The following is a 16,589-nucleotide window of genomic DNA, read 5'->3' as shown; positions in this document are numbered from 1 at the left end:
CTTGTGATGTTATAGCTGTTTGTGCAAGTGCCGCCGCTGGTTTTTCACCACCTTCTAACAAATTTAGATACGTTTGAATGCCTTGTGAAATCATTTGTACTTGCTGTTTTCTTTTTTCAAGTCTAATAATTTCAGCTTCTTTTTCTCGTTCTGCTTCAATAGTCGCTTTAATTGAATCCTGAGCATCAATGTTACCCGCTTCAGCTTGTGCTTTTAGAATGTTTCTAAGCTCTTTTTGTGAGTCAATCTCCTTTTGAGCTAATTCAATACGTCTGTCTACATGGTCTTCATAAGCTTTTGTTATATTTTCCTGAGCCGTGTTTATTGTATTGTATAGCTCTTTTTGAGCGTCTTTTGTATTATCAACTTCTTCGTCATTGAAGTCTTTAGATATTTGAAGTCTTTGAGAATCCTTGCTCAGCCAGGTCAGCTTGCGCCTTTAATACCCCCAGGCCTCCCTTATTTTTCGTGTGATGGTTTCGCATAATCACATGCAAATGAGGAGACCACCGTTCCCTCGGGATTACCACCGGCCAAACCGCTGAGGCTTCCCCGATATAGCACCGTGCACCTTACGCGTTCTTTTTTCCCGCAAGGGCTCCTTGGTTGAAGTCCGCTGCTCTATCCAACTGAGCTACGGGCGCAGGGTGGAAACACGCCTCGCTTTGCATGCAAACTGCCCGAAACGGCAGTACGTGCAAAACAAGACTGTGCTCCATAGTCGGGGCGGCCGGATTTGAACCGGCGACCCCCTGCTCCCAAAGCAGGTGCGCTAACCGGACTGCGCCACGCCCCGAACAATGTGGTGGGATGCGCAGGAACGTGGCTTTTGCACGACCTCCTACGCAGCAGGTACCTACACGCGCTAATTCGCGCGCGCTTGCTTCAGTTTTTCTTTGACCGAATCCAGCGGTACCATTTTTTGCCGGAAGCTGTAGTTTCCGTTGTCTTTCTTTTCAGCAAAGACAATACGCGCCATCTTCTTCGCCGCAGCGCCTTTTCCTTTCTTGGCCATGGTTACTTCTTCTCTCGATGAATGGTATGCTTACGCAAAACCGGATTGTACTTCTTTAGCTCAAGCCGATCCGTCGTGTTACGACGGTTCTTGGTGGTGTGATACCGCGACGTTCCGGGCGCCTCGGTGCACTCAAGAATTACTTGAACGCGGTTTCCTTTTGCCATAACTCCTCAATTCGTCTATGATTGCAGCCCTCGTTGAGCCGGTCGCACTGGAGCACGACACGCCAGGCACACAGCGGGGTATGCCTACACATTCACGCCCTGTCGGCGCGCCTCTTTCAGCACGGCCTCAATGCCGTTCTTGTTGATGGTCTTCAGCGTTTTCGCAGACACCTTCAAGGTGATCCAGCGGTCTTGGCTCGGAATGTAGAACCGTTTCTTCTGCAGGTTCTGTTCAAACCGGCGCTTCCGCTTGTTGTTGGAGCGCGAAACCGTGTTGCCCGATACCGGGCCTTTACCTGTTAAGTCGTCTTTACGTGCCATGATGCAAGGCCGTCGTTTACTCAGAGAAGGTTACCGCCAATACGTGCCAACTCGACCCATACGTACGGTCGTGCATTATCTATTGACAGTCTTTTTGTAGGCGGCATTGTACTCATTTGTTTGTTAAGACAGAGTGCAATCGACAGAATCCCTGTCGGGTTCCCTTGTTCTTTCTGTGAAAGCGCAGCGCTATGCCTCCCCCTGAATGGCCTGCACCGGTGGAACCGATGCCGCACGAACAGCCGGATACCACGCCGCCGCGATACACAGCCCGAACGATAACCCTGTTACGACGAGCACATCGGTCGGCTGGATAACCACCGGGTACGCATCAATCAGAAATGACTCGGCCTGGCTAAGTGGCACCAGCGCATACTGCTGCTGTGCCCAGGCCAGCCCCAGTCCCAGCACCGCACCGGCTCCTGTGCCCACCGTCCCGATCAACGCCCCTTCTGCCATAAAGATGGCGCGGATAGCTCGCTTCGACACGCCCATGGCTTGCAACACCCCCACATCGCGCCGTTTTTCGATGACGACCATGGTGAGCGATCCCACAATGTTGAATGCTGCCACAATTACAATCAGAAACAAAATGGCCCACGCGCCCCACTTTTCCAGTTGCATCACGTCGAAGAGGGCGCGCTGCAGATCGTACCAGGTGCGCACGGTAAATGCTTCGTCGTCAAGAGCACGCTGAAGCTGGGCCTTGACGGCATCGGCTTGTTCGATATCGTGCAGCCGAATGTCGACGCCCGACACGCGGTCGTCCATCCGAAAGAGGCGCTGTGCCTGCGGCACCCCAATGTAGGCGCGCGATTCTTCTTGAGCGGCCTGCATATCAAACAGACCACGCACCGAAAACCAATGCAGGCGCGGCACGCTGAACACCTGTGTGAGACTCTGCTCAATACCTGCTGCGGAAATCAAGCCCACCCGCGGTGCCCGCTCGTCGTCGCGCGGTGCCAGGCCTCGGCTGCGGCCTAAGGCCGTGTTGAGTACGATACCTGACGTGCTTTCGCCCTGCGACAGGTCGAAGGTGCCTGTGCGCATGGCGGCTTGCATGTCGGCGGTTGCCTCTGGTGCTACGCCCCGCACAGTGACCACCGTGTTCGCTGCCCCCTCTGAGCCGCGCTGCACCAGCACAGCGCGTCCCTCTACAAAAGCCGATGCCGATGCTACTTCGTCGTACGACAACGCCAGGCGTTCAATCTCATCGGCGTCGGCAAGGCCCTCTACATCTGTGCTCTGCACGCGCACATGCGGGTCGAGCGTTACCATCAGGTCGCGCACAAAGTCGAAGAACCCGTTCATAACAGACAGCACCACAATGAGGGCTGCAACCCCGAGCGCTACACCTACCGTAGAGAGCCCCGTGATGAGCGAAATCAGCGAGACCCGTTTGGCACTGAACAGGTAGCGCGTGGCAATTTGAAGCCGGTAATCCATACAAAACCAGGCGGTAAGCCGCTCACATCAGTCGGCAGGCTGGCGCAATGTGCTATTGCAGTTGGTTTGGATTGCCCTGTTCAAACAACGCATCGTCAACCGTGTCGGGAAGCCGAAGCGTGGGCATGGTAATCGCCATGTCTCCATCAGCACTTTGTTTGCGCGCATATAGATAGATCGTTCCGGCATCGTGCTCGAACGTCGTTTCATCCATCCAGTCGAATGTGCGTGGATCGGCATCCTCAGGCATATTTTCGAGATGGAAGGCCCAGCCGGCCACCCGGTTCGTCTCGGAGTCGATACGCATCCAGTACCGGTCACCCGGAGTAAGACCTACATCTCCAAAGGTAAGATGCAGCACGTCGTCTTCATTCTCTTCGCCAAATGCTTCTGTCGTCTCAAGCGACCGATTTACGCCTGAATCAAGTACTTTTAGTGGGGCCAGGAGCCAGTACGTGTCATTGATGTAGCGCTGATACGCCTGCTGAAGCGGCTCTTCTGCGGCGCTGCCCACGACCTCTTGCCCCTCCTCGAAGACCTGCCCGACCGGCGGCTCTTCATCGCTGTGCAGATCGAGCAGCGCCACCCAGTCGGTGTCCTCATTCGTCCACTCAACGCGGTACTGTCCGGTGGTGCGGTTCCACAAGTGACGCGCCACAACTGCCTCCTCATCGCCCTGCTCTACGGCGAAATCGAAGCGCACGTACGGAGCCTGCTCCCATGCGCTGCCCCCATGTGCTTCGTACACGCGCAGCGCCAGCGAATCGGCCGATGACGTGGGCTCGAACTGCTCCGCAACCGAACTACTATCGCCTGACGCCGGGTCGGAGTCAGACGAGTTGGGGGACGTGCATCCCGCCGCACACAGCACACCAGCTAAAAATCCGCAAATGATCCAGATACGCATGATAACATCTGTTGATAAACGCGACAGAACCGTAATGGATACCCCGGCAGGCAGGGCTCCGGAACTCACAACATGAAGGGAGGGTGCACCCCAACAGTTCGTTGAGGAACGGCTGCTCCAGAAGAGTCCGCGTGTCTCTACCCATAAAGCGATGTCTGGATTCATTCGGATGTTCAAGCTCCCTCGACACTGTTCACCTGTTTGCACTCCCCCGTACTTGTATCTCTACTATGGCTGCTGTTGGAATCGACGCGATGGAGATTTGGACCGGCAAGCTGGTTCTTGATCTCCCAAACACATTTGCACCTGTGAAAGACGAAGCACCCGCGAAGTACACGAAGGGGCTCGGTCTCACCGGCTCTTCGCTCCCCGACGTGTACGAAGACATCGTAACGATGGGCGCGAATGCGTGTAAGCGGCTCATGGAGCGCAAGGGTCTTACCCCCGATGACATTGGCCGCATCGACGTGGCGACTGAGTCGTCGTTCGATCGCTCCAAACCTGTATCCACCTATATTGCCGGATGCCTGGAGCAGGTCTTCGATGGCAATTTTTCGCACACGAACAAGGGCGAGCGCAAGTTTGCCTGCCTCTCGGGCACGCAGGCAATCGACGATGCCTGCAACTGGATTCGGGCCGGACGCCATCGTGGACGCGGCGCGCTCGTGGTCGTTACAGATACCGCGCTGTACGAACGCGACGATCCGGGCGAGGCTACGCAAGGCGCAGGAGCAGTGGCGCTTTACATCACCGAAACGCCTTCCATTGTATCGCTCTCGCGTGAACAGGGCATTGGAAGCAAAGATGAAACGGACTTCCTGAAACCGAACCAGCAATTTCCGAGCGTCGATGGCAAGCGCTCCATTGGGGTGTATCTCGACCGCGTGCGCGAGGCCATCCACGACTACGAAGCTGTAGCTGGACACATCCACAAGGCGGATGTTGCGTTTTTGCCGTTCCACACCCCATTCCCGGGCATGGTGCGCAAAGCGGCGCTCATGACGTACCGTCACCTCATTGCCGGCACTGACGAGGAAGACGAGATCCATGACCTGGTGGGGGCGTCCCCGAATCCCGATGACTTCGACGATGCAGATGCCTACAAAGAGGCGCGCTATGCCTACCAGAAGGCCATTCGCAAGACGCCGCTCTACCGCGAGTGGTACGAGGCTACGGTGCAGCCTACGCTTACGCTCTCGCGCCGCACCGGCAATTGGTATACCGGCTCGGTGCACATTGCCCGCGCCAGTGCGCTACTCGACGCCGCCCAGCACGACGTCGACATTGCCGGGCAGCGCATGCTCGTGGGTTCGTACGGCTCGGGCGCCCAGGCTGAGATGCATACCGAGACTGTGTGCGCTGGCTGGCGCACCGAGATCGATGCACTCACTATTATGAGCCAGTTGGATGCGCGGCACGATCTCTCGTTCGACGACTACGAACGTATCCACCAGGCACACTCTTATGACATTGAGACGACTGTGGAGCCGCTCACCACGCCTGAAAACGAGTTCGTGTTCAGTGGCTACGGTGCCATGGGCGAGCGGCAATATGCTTACGTATCCGCCTGATCGGGGAACTCCAAACCGTACGTAAGGACACGGCGCGCTGTGTCCCTGCTACACGTTGAAGCGGAAGAGCATCACATCGCCGTCTTTGACCTCGTAGTCTTTGCCTTCAGCGCGCATGACGCCGGCGTCGCGGGCCGCAGATTCGGAGCCGGCCTCTACGTAGTCGGTGAAGTGAATCGTCTCGGCACGGATGAACCCGCGCTCAAAGTCGCTGTGGATGGTGCCGGCCGCCTGGGGTGCTTTCGTGCCCCGGCGGATCGTCCATGCCCGCGCTTCCTTCGGTCCGGCGGTAAAGAACGTAATGAGCCCCAGCAGGTCGAATGCCGCGCGAATAAGGCGCTCCAACCCAGGCGTGTCCAGCCCTAACTCCTCCAAGAACATGGTGCGCTCTTCAGGGTCGTCGAACTCCGCAATCTGCGATTCGATCTCGGCAGAGATGACCACGACCTCAGCCTCCTCGTCTTCAGCAATGGCGCGCACCTCGTCGACGTACGCGTTGCCATCGGGCAGGCTGTCTTCGCCTACATTGGCGGCATAGAGCACGGGCTTGCTGGTGAGCAAGAAGAGCTCTTTGATGAGCGGACGGTCGCGCTCTTTAGCGGGAAAGGTGCGGGCGGGATTGCCATCGGCCAGGTGGTCGTAGAGGCGCTCGTACGTATCCAGCTTCTGCTGCGCCTCCTTCTCGCCCGACTTCGCGGGTTTGCGGGTGCGCTCAACCCGTTTCTCGACAGTTTCGAGGTCTTTCAGCAGCAACTCCGTGTTAATCACGTCGATGTCGCGCGCCGGGTCGACGCTGCCGGATACGTGCACCACGTTGTCGTCGTCGAAGCAGCGCACCACGTGGATGATCGCATCGACCTCGCGGATGTTGGCCAGGAACTGGTTGCCCAGCCCTTCGCCCTCGGCAGCGCCTTCGACCAGCCCCGCAATGTCGACGAACTCGATGCTGGCTGGAATGACCTCGGCCGATTCGGCCAGCTCGCCCAGCGTGTGCAGCCGGTCGTCGGGCACGGGCACCACCCCCACGTTGGGCTCAATGGTGCAGAACGGATAGTTGGCCGATTCGGCCCCGGCATTGCTTAGCGCGTTAAACAGCGTAGACTTGCCTACATTCGGCAAGCCGACGAATCCACAACGGAGAGACATAGATTGGCAGATGGATTTCAAGCATACGAGCACGCCCAAAGGCGCACGTACGTCGGACGAGGCCGCGGGCTAATTGTGCCCCTTCGCATCCCCCTGTGGCATCCCTACAGCGCAATCTTCACCGGGATTGTGCCCCACTTCGGCTCCTTGACGTCCGCTATTTAGTAGTGGGTCAAGGATTATTAGTAGTGGGTCGAGGATTAGTGATCGCTGAAGCCCCCATCCGCAGGTTATCCTGACGCTCGGCACCGCACCCCCGCACCGAAGCATCGCATCGCCGCATCCCCGAAGCAGATCTTCCAACCGGGTGCCCTGAGATGCTTCACTGCGTTCCCCATGACGGTGGCAGCTACACGAAAACATTTTGTATGTATCGTATCACTTAACGTCTGGCCACCGCCCGCTATTTTTTTGCGATGTGCTATTGCACAGCGGGGGTGCCGTCGGCATACTCCACAGCTACAAACGTGCGTTCGGGAAGCCGCACGGCGGTGAGCATGCCCATACCGGGCTCTTCGTGATATACGCAGCCCGTGTCGATCATCAGCAGCTTGTCGCGGTTGACGGGCTCTGCGTGGGGCGTGTGGCCGCAGACCACAGGCTTCTCCCAGGCCACGTCGTCGGCTTCCAGGTGACTGCGCTCCCACAAGAACACTTCTTCGCCAAACTCTTCTACATTTTCTTCGATGGACTTATCAGCCTTTAGCCCGGCGTGTACGAAGAAGAAGTCGTCGGTTTCGTAGTAGGGCTTTGTATCCCGCACGAACTGCTCGTGATCTTCGGGGATGATTACCTCGGAGCCGTCTTCGGAGAGGTAGCTCTGCATCGTAGTGATGCCGCCGTTAATGCGCCACAAATTGAACGCCCCAATGTCGAGATAATCGAGCATGAGCGCTTCGTGGTTGCCACGCAAGAACGTGCATTCGTAGGTCTCACGTAGCTTCAGGAGCCGGTCGATGACCTGTTTTGAACGGGGCCCTCGGTCAATGTAGTCGCCGACGAACAGGAGGTGGTCGTCATCAGACGGGTTGAGTTCGTCGAGCAAGACATCGAGTGAGGTGGCACATCCGTGGATGTCTCCAATGGCGATAAGACCCATAATTCAGTGGGAAAGCTGCGCGCGGGCGGCTGGCGGAGTGCGTTCGGACTGCGTTCCTACAACGCACACGCAGATGAAAGGGACGACGATCTACCGGCCAACAACGGCCTGACAGGTAAGGTAGGGCGTAGCGTGCTAAAAATAAACAAACGGTTATATTTTGTACATGGCCCCTGTACGATTGGGCGATGCCTCGGTTCAGTAGGCTCCGACTTCGTTAAATGTGCTGCGCGAACGTCGTATTTCCTGGTAGGGCCTTTCCTGATGGCCTTAGATAGGGACTCGATTACGAGGCCCGCTCGGCGATTGCTTCCAGCCCAATGCGGCCTCGCCCGGTCTTGTCGAGTTTGTCAGACGTGTACAAGTCCATCAGCACAGCATCCAGCACGCCGTTTACGAAGTCGCCACTCTGGGGCGTGCTAAATCGCTTCACAATCTCAATCGCTTCGTCAATTGTCACCTTTGGCGGTACGTCTTCGAAGTGGAGGAGCTCGCATGTTGCCATGCGCAACACGGCCCGATCAATCGCCGAAATGCGGTCTAAGTCCCAGTTTTTTAGATGTGTTTCGAGATACCGGTCGATCTGCCGCACGCTCTTTACAGTCGTCTCGAAGAGCGTGTGCGCAAAATCGAGGGTGTTGGGGTCGCCCTCAAAGGCCGGCTCAATGAGCGTGTACACATGATGACGACGCTTCCCGCCGGCCAACTCCCGCGCATACAGCGCTTGCATGACGCGCTCGCGGGCGTCTCGTCGTGAGCTCATAGATTAGCAGGGCAGCAGGTACAAAAGTAGCAGGTACGACACATGTGCAGACGCATGGTATCTTCTGCGCTGGTAAACAGATTCGAGGCAATCAATTAAACGGCTCGGTTTCACACCCGATTCGCAGCATAGCAGGGGATACGTTGCGTTTTACCCTTATGCAGTGTCGTGCGGATAGCGTTAAGGGGTATCTATTTCCGTTTGTTTTCTCCAGCATGCTGTTGTGTCTGCTCTAAACACCGTCCCTCTCTTGGCCTGTGCTGTAGCCTGTGCCCTTGGCATTGCCGGGGCGGCTTCGGGATGGGGCCCCCTTCCTGTATGGATAGGCCTGCTTGTTCTGGGCATGCTCGTGGCCATCGGTGGGCTCGTTTGGAACCGTTACCGCCTTGTAAGCCTGGGCCCGCTCGTGCATACCATAGCCCTGCTCGTGGTCGTGAGTGCTGCCGGCGGTCTTCGCTACATCGCGTGGGAGACCCCGTCCCCGCAGAGTCTACAAACGTTGCCCGATTCGCTATTCAGCGATGCTCTGCCGGTGCATGTTGTGGGCACCGTGCATGGCCCCGTGATTACCCACGACGGCACCACTCGCTTTGAACTTCAGGCCGACCGCCTTCTCACTGCTACCGACACGCTCCGCATCCACGACCGCATTCAGGTGCGCTGGCGTTCTTCTCCATGGGACGAAGACCCGCCTCCATTTCCTGATGTCGTCGCTGGCGATCGATGGGCCATGACCGGACCGCTGCGCGCCCCACCCGCTCCACGTAATCCGGCAGACTTCGACTATGGGGCCTATCTTCATAATCATGGCATTCACTGGACGCTTGCCGTAGACACTCCAGCTCATGTGGAACGGGTTGCATCCGCTCCCCCCGGATACGCACGCAGCGTTCACCACGCCCGGAGCTACGTGATGCGTACGCTGCATGCGCATGTGCACACCGAGGCCGCCCGCAGCATTCAAACCGCCCTGCTTTTGGGTGATCGTAGCGCGGTGGACGATGCGCATCGTACTGCGTTTGCTTCTACTGGACTCATGCACCTGCTGGCCGTGTCGGGACTGCATGTGCTGCTGGTCGGCATGCTTGTGTATCACCTCTTGCGTTCGCTGCTCATGCGTCTTGGCTGGTCGCGGCGTCGCGTAAATGCCGTGCGTGCCGCGCTTACGCTGCTGCTCCTTCTCACATATATGGCACTGACCGGTGCGCGCCCCTCGGTTGTGCGCGCTACACTCATGGCCGCGCTGCTCATTGGTGGCACGCTCACCCAGCGCGTATATGCTTCGCTCAATGCTTTGGGAGCGGCTGCCCTCATTCTGTTGTGGATGCGACCGACTGCGTTGTACGATCCTGGATTTCAACTTTCGTTTGCTGCGGTCACCAGCATTGTATTGTTCAATCCGAAGTTTATGAGCCTGTGCCCTGGCATTCTCACCCATGGCTCTGTTCGTCGCTTTCTTACGCAATCGGTTACCGTATCGGCGGCGGCGCTTCTTGGAACGACTCCCTTTCTACTTCTGCACTTCGGGTTTGTATCGGGAGCAGGGCTGCTGCTCAACATCATTGCTATTCCGCTTACGGCACTCGCCCTGGCATCAGGGATCCTAACGGTCGCCACAAGTGCGCTGCCGGGAGTAGCCAGCCTGTTTGGGGCTGCTGCCGACCTCCTCACCCAATGCTTGCTTGCTACCGCATACGGCGGCGCTATGGTGTTTGACGGATGGCAGTGGGCTGTGCCGCATGTTTCGGGCTGGGTCGTGCTCTTTTTGAGTGTTGTGCTTCTCGTCTTTGGGGGGATGCGTCAGTGGCAGCCCCGCCACGGCGGCTGGGCAGCACTCACAAGCGTTCTTCTTGTCGTATGGATTCCGCTCACCGCACGGCCTCTTGCTCCTACCCTCGACATTCTCTTCTTCGACGTGGGACAGTCCGACGCGGCTCTCATTCGTACGCCCGACGGCCGCCACCTGCTTGTGGATGCTGGACTCCGCACGCCGCATGCCAATGCTGCCGAGTACACCATCATGCCGCACCTGCGCTACGCCGGAATTGACGCGCTTGATGCTGTGCTCATCACACATCCCGATGCCGATCATCTTGGGGGGCTTCCTACACTTCTGGAGGCCGGTGTCGTGAATGCGGTGTGGGATAACGGCGAAACCAGCAATCGCCCTCTCTACGACGAAACCATTCGGTGGATAGAAGACAGGCAGACCTCGCATCGCACAGTTCGTGAAAGCGATACCCTGCACATTGGAGATCACACTCGCGTGGTTGGACTGGGTCCGCCTTCGTCGGCATCCTCTTCGGATGTTCAGACATCGAATGACCGGTCGGTTGTTGCCGCCTTGCAGTACGGTAGCATGCAGATTCTTTTTTCGGGAGATGTAGAGGCTCGCGCTGAACACTGGCTTACGCAAACATATGGCTCAGCGCTTCGGAGCGATGTGGTAACCGTACCGCATCACGGATCTCCAACCAGCAGTTCGATGGCATTTGTGAATGCGGTGGCCCACGAGAACACGCATGCTGTAATCAGTGCAGGACGCTATAATCAATTCGGCTTTCCGGATTCAACAGTCGTATCCCGCTGGGAGTCACACGCAAAGGCAGTGCACCAAACATCAACGGGTGCGGTCTGGCTCCGCACTGATGGAGACTCGGTATGGGTTGTACCATGGCAGTAGGCCCCCAACCACGGATGATGCTTCTCTCTTCAGTATACAAGTCAGTGGAAAGATGCCTAACACACCTATATACCGGATTAGTAGATTATACCATACCCTGGACTGGTACATCATCCTGTACCAAAAGCAAACTGACCTGATTGGTATATGAAAGTAGATCGCTAAGCGATGAGGGCGGAAGCGGTCTTCCGAGATTGGTTTTCCACACTCCTATATAATAGTAACTCGTTTTTAAAAATTAAAGAGTTGTATTAGTAGTAGGGGCTGTGGATATGTGGAAAACCGATTTATGCACATCTGCGGGGCATCAATGTGGATAACTTAGGCCAGTTATCCACAAGCTATCCACAATTTTGGGGTCTTCACAAGTCGGTATACGAGCGCAGAGGCCCATTTGGGGAAGTTATCCACATATCCACAAGATACGGGCTTCCCGCCTCAAAAAGTTATCCACAGCTATCCACACTGTGGATAACTTGGTATCATTTGTGGATAACCCTGTAGTTATCCACAGGCCGAAATCGGATGTTGGTAACTTGGCAGTTATCCCCAAGTTATCCCCGGGTTATCCACAGGTTATCCACAGGTTTTGTGGATAACTCTGAGAATCGCCGCTTAGCGCCGCTGAAGGTCAGAAATGAAGGGATATGCAGGGTGTTCAGGGACTCCAGCGACGCGTGCGGCATGTAGACGACACCTGTGCATATTGCTTCGTAGCACAGGTGTTTTTGGGTTAGCGGCCCAGGCGCTGGTACATCTCGCGCTTGTAGTCCTCGACCCCCGGCTGGTTGAATGGGTTGACGCCAAGCGCATATCCGCTGACGGCCACCGCGTGCTCGAAGAAGTAGATCAGTGCGCCGATGGCCGTTGGACTGATGTCGTCGAGCCAGAGCGTGCAGTTGGGTACGCCGCCATCGGTGTGGGCCTGGGCGGTGCCTTCGTAGGCCCCTTGCGTAACAGCGCGCATGGGACGGTCGGCCACGTAGTTGAGTCCGTCGAGGTCAGCTTCGCTGGTGGGCACGGTAAGATCCTCGCCCGCGTCTTCAGCCATCAGGAAGGTTTCCATGACGATGCGCTGGCCATCTTGCATGTACTGACCCAGCGAGTGCAGGTCGGTGGTGTACTCAACGCTGGCTGGGAACAGGCCTTTGCCGTCTTTGCCTTCGCTTTCGCCGAAGAGTTGCTGCCACCACGCGCCAATGCTGGCCAGGCTCGGCTCAAATGTAGCGAGTACTTCTACGTCGTATCCTGCGTGCAACAGCGCATAGCGGAGCGCGGCGTACTGAAGCGAAGCGTTGGGCGTGGTGCTGTTCACATGGTCGTGCATCTCCGATGCGCCCTCCATGAGCGCACGAATGTCGATGCCGGCTGCGGCAATCGGCAGCAAGCCGACCGGCGTAAGCACCGAAAAGCGTCCCCCCACATCCGGTGGAATGACGTAGCGGGTGTAGTCGTGGTCTTCGCGCAGCGCGTTCAGCGCACCGCCTTCGGGACTGGTGGTGGTGATGATGCGGTCGTCGGCATCGTCGAAGCGCTCTTCCATCCACTGTCGCACGATACGGAAGGCCAGGGCGGTTTCTAACGTGGTGCCGCTCTTCGAGATGACGTTCACAAACACAGACTGCCCGTCGAGGTGCGCCAGGAGCTGCTTTAGGTACGCACCGCTGGTCTGGTGCCCGGCAAAGTACACCTCGGGGGTGTCGTCGTCATCGGCAGGGAAGTACGGAGTGAGGGCATCGATGACGGCTTTTGCCCCGAGATAGGAGCCGCCGATGCCCAGGCAGAGCAGCGCATCGGCGTCGCTGTGGAGGCGCTTGGCGTGTGCCTCAATCTCGCTTATGAGGTCTTCGTTGGGCGATTCGGCAAGGGTGCGCCAGCCTAAGAAATTGTTGCCGGGTCCGTCGCCGCGCTGCACCGTGGCCTGTGCGTTTTGGATGGCTTCGGGGAGATCCGAACTGCTGTAGGCGTCCAGAAAGGGACGCACATGGGTGTCGTCTAAGCGAATCATGGGGTGTGCGGGAGTCGAATGAGTGAATACAATAGGTATTGCACTCAACGCACAAAACAGCAAGAGGTCCATTGCAAAACCAATTCTGCATCCGCAAGAGGCGCAGTGCCTTTAAGCTGCACAGGAACTGCGGAGGGGAGGTGATTTGGTGCATCCCCCAGAACTGAGAAACGGGGCGACGTGCGCCCGACTACGACTCGGATTTGGTGCGCAAATGATGGAAGCGATACGCGCAGAATACAGCGGCGGCGGCCATAAAGAGGCCGCGCACCCACATGCCGGCAAGGAGTCGATATGCTGCCATGAATACAGCAAACACAGCAATCACAAAGTAGATGGTCGGCAGCAGGTTGCGGAGATTCGACATGGCATAGCGGAGCAAGGCAAGCAGGTTACGACGTTGTGGGGAGGCGGAGCGCATGAACAATTCGCTCGGCAGCGGGGGCATTCAGCAGGTGATCAGAGGCCGACTCGGGCACCTCGATGGGCACGCTCTCTACCATCTCAAGCCCGTAGCCGCGCAGCCCCACGCGCTTTTTCGGGTTGTTGGTGAGCAGGCGGAGTTTGCGGATACTCAGGTTGCGCAAGATCTGGCAGCCGATGCCGTAATCGCGAGGGTCCATCGTTCCCTCGATGCTCGATTCGGGGGTGTCCAGGGCCTGCAGGCGCTGCAAGAGTGTCGACGACTGCGCGGACTGGCGCATGTAGAGCACCACGCCGCGACCTTCGTCTTCCACCATCATGAGGGCAGCGGCCAGCTGCTCGCTATGCGGATCGCGGCGTGCGGCGAACACATCGCCCAGTACGTTTTGAGCGTGCACGCGCACGAGCACGGGCTCGTCTTCGCGCCACTGGCCTTTGGTGAGCGCCAGGTGCACCTCGCCGGTAAGCTGGTCGCGAAACGGTACGATGCGGAAGGTGCCAAATGCGGTGTCGAGGGTGTGCTCGCCCACGCGCTCCACCAGCCGCTCGTGCTGCATGCGGTAGGCAATCAGGTCCTGGATCGTGATGATGGGCATGTCCAACTCCTCGGCCAGCGGGAGGAGTTGGGGCACGCGCGCCATGGTGCCATCCTCGTTCATGATTTCGACCAGCGCCCCCGCCGGCGGATGGCCAGCCAGGCGCGCCAGGTCAACGGCAGCCTCGGTGTGTCCGGCACGGCGCAGCACGCCGCCCGTGCGTGCAATGAGCGGGAAAACGTGGCCCGGACGCGCAAAGGCGTGGGCGTCTTCGGAGTCGTCGGCCAGGGCCTGGATGGTGATGGCCCGGTCGCTGGCCGAAATGCCGGTGGTGGTGCCTTCTTTATAATCCACCGAGACGGTAAACGACGTGTGGTGGATCTCAGAGTTCGACTCTACCATCAGGTTCAGTTCGAGGGCCTCGGCGCGCTCGGGCGTGATGGCGGTGCAGATGAGCCCGCGCCCCTGTGCAGCCATGAAGTTGATCTGCTCAGGTGTAATCTCGCTGGCTGCGCCGATGAAGTCGCCCTCATTCTCGCGGTCCTCGTCGTCGACCACGATAATGAGCTCACCGCGCTGGAGGGCAGCCAGTGCGGTTTCAATGGAGTCGAAGTCGGAGGCGCGGGGCGAGGCCATGGCTACAGGCGTGCGTGAATAAACGATGGGTGGAGATAACGAGGCGGTGAAGCGGGCTGTTCAGGAGCGGTGCAACCAAGCTGCAATACTGCAATCGAACGTGCAGTAGGGCAGCACATTTGCATCCGAGAGCCGCTACTCTTTGTCTTGGCCGCCCACGCTGGAGATGGCTTGCTTGTCGATGCGCAGCTTGACGCCGTTGCTATCCACCTGAGCCAGGATACTGTCGTCATCGACGCGGCGCACGGTGCCATGAATCCCACCGATGGTCACGATCTGGTCGCCCTTTTGCAGCTGCTTCACCATTTCGTTGTGCTCCTGCTCGCGTTTTTGCTGCGGACGGTAGATGAAGAAGTAGAATACACCGAAGATGAGCACAAAGGGCAGCAGCAGTCCAAAAATGCCGCCGCTGCTATCGGTATCGCCAGCAACAAGTAAGAACGGTGGCAGGCCAAAAAGCAACGTGGAAACCATAAGAGCAAATCAGAGACATAGAGGAACAATGCATAACCGCCGTCTAAACGAAAGGCGCACATGCGGGTTCGCACAGGCACTGCGAAAACGAGTGCGTGTGCGGAAAACTCTGTGTGTAGGGGGGGGCAGCGAACCAGAGAGGCGCGGTCGAGCAGAGAGGAGGGGGCAACAAAAAAATGGGCAAGCGACCCACATCGCGCCGCTACGACCTCCTACCGCTGCTGCCTTCCGGCCCTGACGGAGTTCAGAGGGAGCTGGCCGTGTGGGACTTGCCCAACCGTTGCGGGGTGTCCCCGCGCAAAGGTGCCATCCTATATTATTTGCGGATGCGATGTGTTCCCGTCCTGGTGGATGGGCAGACCGCACTATGGGGCAAAATTGCGTTAAGCGGGGTGGAAGGGGGGAGGGATGGAGCGCTGAAGATATCCTGTCGGAAGTGGAGGAATCACTCCGGAGGGAGGTGGCGGTCTCTCTTTGTTTTCGCTGGGTTCGAAGCGGTTCCCGCAACGGATGACCTGTCGGCCCCCTTCGCAGAACAGGCATGACCTACGGCCCTCGCTACGCTCCGCAGAATGACGAAAATCCGGGCATGTGAAGGGGCATGTGCGTTTTGTCGCGTACCATGGTGCTCTGCTACCAATGACATCCTGCTTGTAGCAGATTGATTGTGCTATTCATGTATAAAATCAGAAAAGTCGTCCTCAAACCACCAGTTTCCGCGTTGCATAGGTTGTTCAGGGCGAAGCTGAGAGTGCGGCGACTGAGGGTCGAGTAGGGGCTTCCCGACTTCGTCACACAAGTACGTATAAATATCATGGAGCGATTTCTTCTCACCTGTCATCCCAAAAGCCTTACTCGGTGGTGACGAGTTGTCTGTGATGTACAAAGCGCGCGGACTGTTAAATTCTTGTGCGAGCGTAAAGTATATCTGTCGTAAGGCATGACGTACACCTGGAGCACCAAGAAAGAGATGGTATGGAATACAAAAATGGATTTCACAAGCTTTGTGACCAATCATAAGTTTGACAGGACCATCAAGAACGACCTCTCCATCCATCTCCCAGCGCTTCTTTTGGCTATTCTCCCATTTTCCGAAATATGGACGTTCCCACTGGAAGGGAGTATCTTCAATCGTTATGTTATAACGCCCGTGGTTTGCTATTGCACGGTCAAGTCGATCGGTGTCGAAGATCGAACGACGATTTAAGGACCGCCGAAACGGTTCTATGTCAGAAAATGAAAACTGGCTATCCACGATAGCAATAGGTATGACACCCATAAGTTAAAAAAGAACTGTGATATCAATTACTTGATTGAAACACCGCATAAACAAAATTTTGTTCTGATACGGTCCAATAGACATGGTAGACGACAAAACCTGAGCGAGCCTTCAC

At 57.2% G+C, this 16,589-nt stretch carries 15 protein-coding genes, 1 tRNA gene and 1 other RNA gene; 2 read left to right on the top strand and 15 right to left on the bottom strand.

The window, feature by feature from the left end; translation table 11 throughout:
- Nucleotides 1-721 precede the first annotated feature (721 nt).
- The 6 genes from R6U20_RS12930 to R6U20_RS12905 all read right to left on the bottom strand — a co-directional run bounded on the left by R6U20_RS12930 (nt 722) and on the right by R6U20_RS12905 (nt 3,856).
- A tRNA-Pro gene (locus tag R6U20_RS12930) sits at nt 722-796 on the bottom strand.
- A 69-nt stretch (nt 797-865) separates the two neighbouring features.
- Nucleotides 866-1,015: a hypothetical protein gene (locus tag R6U20_RS12925; protein ID WP_410338258.1), complete on the bottom strand. Its 150-nt coding sequence runs from the start codon at nt 1,013-1,015 to the stop codon at nt 866-868.
- 2 nt (nt 1,016-1,017) lie between these two features.
- The gene (gene rpmG / locus R6U20_RS12920) at nt 1,018-1,182 is read right to left on the bottom strand and encodes a 50S ribosomal protein L33 (RefSeq protein ID WP_098061231.1); all 165 of its coding nucleotides are present in this window, start codon (nt 1,180-1,182) and stop codon (nt 1,018-1,020) included.
- A gap of 84 nt (nt 1,183-1,266) precedes the next feature.
- Nucleotides 1,267-1,503, bottom strand: a complete 237-nt coding sequence (gene rpmB, locus R6U20_RS12915; protein WP_410338257.1) for a 50S ribosomal protein L28 — start codon at nt 1,501-1,503, stop codon at nt 1,267-1,269.
- Between the two features lie 189 nt (nt 1,504-1,692).
- Entirely contained in the window at nt 1,693-2,949 is a 1,257-nt protein-coding gene (locus R6U20_RS12910) for an FtsX-like permease family protein (protein WP_410338256.1), read from the bottom strand.
- Between the two features lie 52 nt (nt 2,950-3,001).
- Nucleotides 3,002-3,856: a hypothetical protein gene (locus R6U20_RS12905; RefSeq protein ID WP_410338255.1), complete on the bottom strand. Its 855-nt coding sequence runs from the start codon at nt 3,854-3,856 to the stop codon at nt 3,002-3,004.
- Between the two features lie 230 nt (nt 3,857-4,086).
- Here R6U20_RS12905 and hmgB point away from each other — a divergent pair, with 230 nt between their 5' ends.
- On the top strand, nt 4,087-5,427 hold the full coding sequence (gene hmgB / locus R6U20_RS12900; RefSeq protein ID WP_410338254.1) for a hydroxymethylglutaryl-CoA synthase: 1,341 nt from the start codon (nt 4,087-4,089) through the stop codon (nt 5,425-5,427).
- 48 nt (nt 5,428-5,475) lie between these two features.
- Here the strand turns inward: hmgB and ychF are convergent, their stop codons facing one another.
- The 3 genes from ychF to nusB form a co-directional block, all read right to left on the bottom strand.
- Nucleotides 5,476-6,573: a redox-regulated ATPase YchF gene (ychF, locus tag R6U20_RS12895; RefSeq protein WP_410338253.1), complete on the bottom strand. Its 1,098-nt coding sequence runs from the start codon at nt 6,571-6,573 to the stop codon at nt 5,476-5,478.
- 421 nt (nt 6,574-6,994) lie between these two features.
- Complete coding sequence (locus R6U20_RS12890; RefSeq protein WP_410338252.1) at nt 6,995-7,672, bottom strand: metallophosphoesterase family protein; 678 nt, start codon at nt 7,670-7,672, stop codon at nt 6,995-6,997.
- Nucleotides 7,673-7,958: 286 nt separating this feature from the next.
- The gene (nusB, locus tag R6U20_RS12885; protein ID WP_410338251.1) at nt 7,959-8,435 is read right to left on the bottom strand and encodes a transcription antitermination factor NusB; all 477 of its coding nucleotides are present in this window, start codon (nt 8,433-8,435) and stop codon (nt 7,959-7,961) included.
- Nucleotides 8,436-8,685: 250 nt separating this feature from the next.
- Here nusB and R6U20_RS12880 point away from each other — a divergent pair, with 250 nt between their 5' ends.
- The gene (locus tag R6U20_RS12880) at nt 8,686-11,118 is read left to right on the top strand and encodes a DNA internalization-related competence protein ComEC/Rec2 (protein ID WP_410338250.1); all 2,433 of its coding nucleotides are present in this window, start codon (nt 8,686-8,688) and stop codon (nt 11,116-11,118) included.
- A 733-nt stretch (nt 11,119-11,851) separates the two neighbouring features.
- On the opposite strand, the gene R6U20_RS12875 is transcribed toward R6U20_RS12880, so the two are convergent.
- The 6 genes from R6U20_RS12875 to R6U20_RS12850 all read right to left on the bottom strand — a co-directional run bounded on the left by R6U20_RS12875 (nt 11,852) and on the right by R6U20_RS12850 (nt 16,450).
- Nucleotides 11,852-13,126 carry a glucose-6-phosphate isomerase gene (locus tag R6U20_RS12875; protein WP_410338249.1) on the bottom strand — a complete coding sequence of 425 codons (1,275 nt, stop codon included), beginning with the start codon at nt 13,124-13,126 and terminating at the stop codon, nt 11,852-11,854.
- Between the two features lie 190 nt (nt 13,127-13,316).
- Complete coding sequence (locus tag R6U20_RS12870; protein ID WP_410338248.1) at nt 13,317-13,493, bottom strand: hypothetical protein; 177 nt, start codon at nt 13,491-13,493, stop codon at nt 13,317-13,319.
- Between the two features lie 25 nt (nt 13,494-13,518).
- Nucleotides 13,519-14,721, bottom strand: a complete 1,203-nt coding sequence (gene ribB, locus R6U20_RS12865; protein ID WP_410338247.1) for a 3,4-dihydroxy-2-butanone-4-phosphate synthase — start codon at nt 14,719-14,721, stop codon at nt 13,519-13,521.
- 135 nt (nt 14,722-14,856) lie between these two features.
- Complete coding sequence (gene yajC / locus R6U20_RS12860) at nt 14,857-15,195, bottom strand: preprotein translocase subunit YajC (protein ID WP_410338246.1); 339 nt, start codon at nt 15,193-15,195, stop codon at nt 14,857-14,859.
- Between the two features lie 175 nt (nt 15,196-15,370).
- Nucleotides 15,371-15,470: signal recognition particle sRNA small type (gene ffs / locus R6U20_RS12855), an RNA gene on the bottom strand.
- Between the two features lie 395 nt (nt 15,471-15,865).
- Nucleotides 15,866-16,450: a hypothetical protein gene (locus tag R6U20_RS12850; RefSeq protein WP_410338245.1), complete on the bottom strand. Its 585-nt coding sequence runs from the start codon at nt 16,448-16,450 to the stop codon at nt 15,866-15,868.
- Between the last annotated feature and the right edge of the window lie 139 nt (nt 16,451-16,589).

This window comes from Longimonas sp., assembly GCF_046498435.1.
Classification (GTDB): domain Bacteria; phylum Bacteroidota; class Rhodothermia; order Rhodothermales; family Salinibacteraceae; genus Longimonas.
The sequence above is the reverse complement of the archived record's forward strand: the minus strand, read 5'-3'. Positions and strand labels throughout refer to the sequence as shown.